Consider the following 3,067-nt stretch of genomic DNA (forward strand, 5'->3'; position numbering starts at 1 on the left):
ACTTTATAAACTTCTTTCCTGTAAGGCCAAAGACCTCTATTCCTTCATCTGTTATTACAACCCTCTTCTTCAGGAGAAAAATAAAGTAGGCGACAACCGGAAAAATAAGGAGAGCAAAAACCATAAGGCCGGGAGAGAGTCGGCCGGCCTTTACAATGAGAGCTCCGAAAAAGAGGACGTATGAAATTACCAGAAGGCCGTAGGCCAGAACTGTTAGTCCGTCGGATTTAAAAACCTTTCTCTTCTCAGCCATTTAACCTCTCAAGAACAGCTTCTTTAAACCTCTTAAGCCCTTCCTCTATATTCTCCATTGACGTTGCGTAAGAGAGCCTTAAGTAGCCGGGAGCTCCAAAGGCCGTTCCTGGAACAACGGCAATCTTGCCCCTCTCAAGGAGGTAGTCTGCAAGGTCAAAGTCGTCCTTAAATCCGCCTTTCTCAAGGAGCTCCTTAACGTTTGGAAAGGCATAGAAGGCACCCCTTGGCATTATGCAGGAAACTCCAGGAATCTCGTTGAGTCTCTCAACCATGTAGCGGCGCCTCTCGTCGTAGGCGGCTATCCACTCCTTCAGGAAGTCTTTTGGTTTAATTAGAGCCGCAACTGCTGCCTTCTGAGCAATTGAGTTAACGTTGGAGATAGACTGGGAGTTTATCTTAATCATTGCGTCAATTATCTCTTTTGGCCCTGCTGCATATCCCACTCTCCAACCCGTCATTGCAAAGGTTTTGGAGAGGGCGTTTATCGTTATAGTAATTTCCTTTATCTCATCTGAGAGGGATGCGATGCTTGTGTGTTTAAATCCATCGTAGGTGAGTTTCTCGTAACACTCATCTGAAGCTATTAGAATTCCCCTCTCTGCGCAGAACTTCCCTATCTTCTCAAGCTCCTCTTTTGGAATAACTGCTCCCGTCGGATTGTGTGGAGTGCAGAGGATTAAGAGCTTTGTCTTTTCGGTAACGGCCGGCTCAATGTCTTCAACTGTTAACGTAAAGTTCTTTACCTCTTTAGTTTCAACAAATACTGGCTTTCCGCCTGCAAACTTTACCTGCTCAGGGTAGGTAACCCAGTAGGGAGCTGGAATGATTACCTCGTCTCCCTCGTCAATTACAGAGAGCATTAAATTGAAGAGGGCCTGCTTCGCTCCATCCGTTATTACAACCTGTTCCGGCTCGTAGTCTATTCCGTTTTCATCTTTCAGTTTCCTTGCTACGGCCTGGCGGAGCTCCGGTATCCCTGCAGGTGGTGTGTATTTCGTAAATCCCATATCTATGGCTTCTTTTGCTGCCTCTTTAACGTGTTCTGGCGTATCAAAGTCCGGCTCTCCGGCTCCAAAGCCTATAACGTCTATTCCCTTTGCCCTCAGCTCCTTAGCCTTGCTGGTTATTGCCATTGTGGGAGAGGGAGACATCTTTAAAACTCTTTCTGAAAGCTTCATTTCTACCCCCAAAAGTTTGTCGTTGACATTTTACAAACTGTTAATTACCTTTCCCAACCAACAAAGGCAGGAGGAGACCATGAAGGGAAACAGGTGCCTTACAGCAGAACAGATGAAAGAGCTTAAAGAGATTCTTGAGCAGAAAAGGAGAGAGGTCCTTGAGGACATAAAGAGAGGCCTTGAGGAGACTGCCCAGTCTGAAAGGGAAGTTGGAGACATTGTTGATATGTCAACAGATGAAATTCTCAGAACCTTTGAGATGAGAATAAGAGACAGGGAAGCAAAATACCTGAAGAAAATTGAGAAAGCTTTAAAGAAGATTGAGGAAGGAACTTATGGAATCTGTGAAAAGTGCGGTTCCTGCATAAGCTACGAGAGGCTTAAGCTGAGGCCTGTAGCGGAGCTCTGTATAAAGTGTAAGCTTGAGCAGGAGAAGATGGAAAGGAAGTTTGGAGAGGAGTAATTGAAGGGGGGCTAACGCCCCCTCTAACAAGCACTCAGCCTACGCTTGCACAGAACGTAACTTCTTCTTCCTCGTTAACAACTCCCCTGAAGTGAACGTCCTTTTCAACCCTTTCAGGTTTCAGCTTATCAACAATATAGTCAAAAGCCTTAAAGGCATTTTCGTGGTCTCCACAGGTGTAAACATCTATTGCAACGTAGCCGTGTTCCGGCCAGGTGTGGAAAGAGAGGTGGGATTCTGAAATAACAACAACCCCCGTCGCCCCGTAGGGCTGGAACTGATGGTAGTAGGCTGAGAGCTTGTTGAGGTTGGCGTGTTTCACAGCCCCCTCAAAGATTTCTGCCATAGCCTTGGCAGACTTTAAAATCTCCGGGTCGCACCCGTAGAGGTCGGCAACAATGTGGACGCCGAGGGTCTTGGCCATTTTCCTTCCTCCTCTATTAGGGGTTACGGGGGACTCCTCCCCACGGGCGGCTATAATTATATGCTGAAACTACAAATTGTTAAGAGCTTCTCAACAAAAAGGGGGCAGAGCTGCAAAAACACGTTGTTTATATCCTCTTTCTCTCCTTCTTTGCCCTCGCTTTTGAAAAATACGGCACTCCTTATTTCCCCTACCTTTTGGTAGCAACGCTGATTCTCTTTTTCAACTATGCTGTGAGATTCAGGGTAAGGGAGCTCCTCCCCGGCGTTCTCGTTTTAATTCCTTTCCTTATTATTCCGCCTCTCTGGAAAGACCACGCTGGTAATCAAGGCCTGCGAAAAGTCCTCTGGGTAAAGGAATACAGAGATAACTACAGAGTGGCAGTTCTTGAAGGTTGGAAGTACGTAAGGTTAAAAGGTGAAGCAGAGCCGGGAGACTACGTTAATAACAAGGGAAGAGTAGTTGAAAGACCTTTTTTCTCACTTGACAGGTTCCGCTATCACCTATACAAAAGGATTGAAGAGTCTGTAGATTATCCCATTTCGGCTCTTGTTGGGGCAACAACTTTAGGTTTCAGATACGAGCTTCCTGCCTCTGTTAAAGGCTACTTTGCCCTTTCCGGCATCTACCACTTCCTTGCAATTTCCGGCCTTCACGTAGGAATTGTTGTGGGAGCTCTCGCCCTCCTCTTTAAACTCTTAAAGTTTAAAAAGCCCTTAACGGCTGCGTCGGTTGTCATTCTTCCCT

The 3,067-nt window shown here is 46.2% G+C and carries 5 protein-coding genes; 2 read left to right on the top strand and 3 right to left on the bottom strand.

Annotated elements, in window-relative coordinates; all coding sequences use genetic code 11:
* Together F8H35_RS05425 and F8H35_RS05430 are read right to left on the bottom strand one after the other, a co-directional pair.
* Positions 1–253, bottom strand: a 253-nt coding sequence (locus F8H35_RS05425; RefSeq protein WP_472572527.1) for a hypothetical protein, incomplete at its 3' end; no start/stop codon positions are given.
* The gene (locus F8H35_RS05430) at positions 246–1,433 is read right to left on the bottom strand and encodes a pyridoxal phosphate-dependent aminotransferase (protein ID WP_472572528.1); all 1,188 of its coding nucleotides are present in this window, start codon (positions 1,431–1,433) and stop codon (positions 246–248) included. The genes F8H35_RS05425 and F8H35_RS05430, both read right to left, overlap by 8 nt.
* A 79-nt stretch (positions 1,434–1,512) precedes the next feature.
* Here F8H35_RS05430 and F8H35_RS05435 point away from each other — a divergent pair, with 79 nt between their 5' ends.
* Entirely contained in the window at positions 1,513–1,896 is a 384-nt protein-coding gene (locus F8H35_RS05435) for a TraR/DksA family transcriptional regulator (RefSeq protein WP_472572529.1), read from the top strand.
* Between the two features lie 34 nt (positions 1,897–1,930).
* Here the strand turns inward: F8H35_RS05435 and speD are convergent, their stop codons facing one another.
* A complete protein-coding gene (gene speD, locus F8H35_RS05440) occupies positions 1,931–2,320 on the bottom strand; it encodes an adenosylmethionine decarboxylase (protein ID WP_472572530.1) in 390 nt (129 codons plus the stop codon).
* A 233-nt stretch (positions 2,321–2,553) separates the two neighbouring features.
* Between speD and F8H35_RS05445 the strand changes: the two genes are divergently transcribed.
* On the top strand, positions 2,554–3,067 hold a 514-nt coding region (locus F8H35_RS05445), incomplete at its 3' end, for a ComEC/Rec2 family competence protein (protein ID WP_472572531.1).

The sequence above is a fragment of the Thermovibrio sp. genome, from assembly GCA_015488335.1.
GTDB lineage: Bacteria > Aquificota > Aquificia > Desulfurobacteriales > Desulfurobacteriaceae > Balnearium.

Coding starts and splice junctions, on each gene's coding strand:
- F8H35_RS05435 (WP_472572529.1), top strand. CDS start 1,513: ATGAAGGGAAACAGGTGCCTTACAGCAGAACAGATGAAAGAGCTTAAA.
- speD (WP_472572530.1), bottom strand. CDS start 2,320: ATGGCCAAGACCCTCGGCGTCCACATTGTTGCCGACCTCTACGGGTGC.
- F8H35_RS05430 (WP_472572528.1), bottom strand. CDS start 1,433: ATGAAGCTTTCAGAAAGAGTTTTAAAGATGTCTCCCTCTCCCACAATG.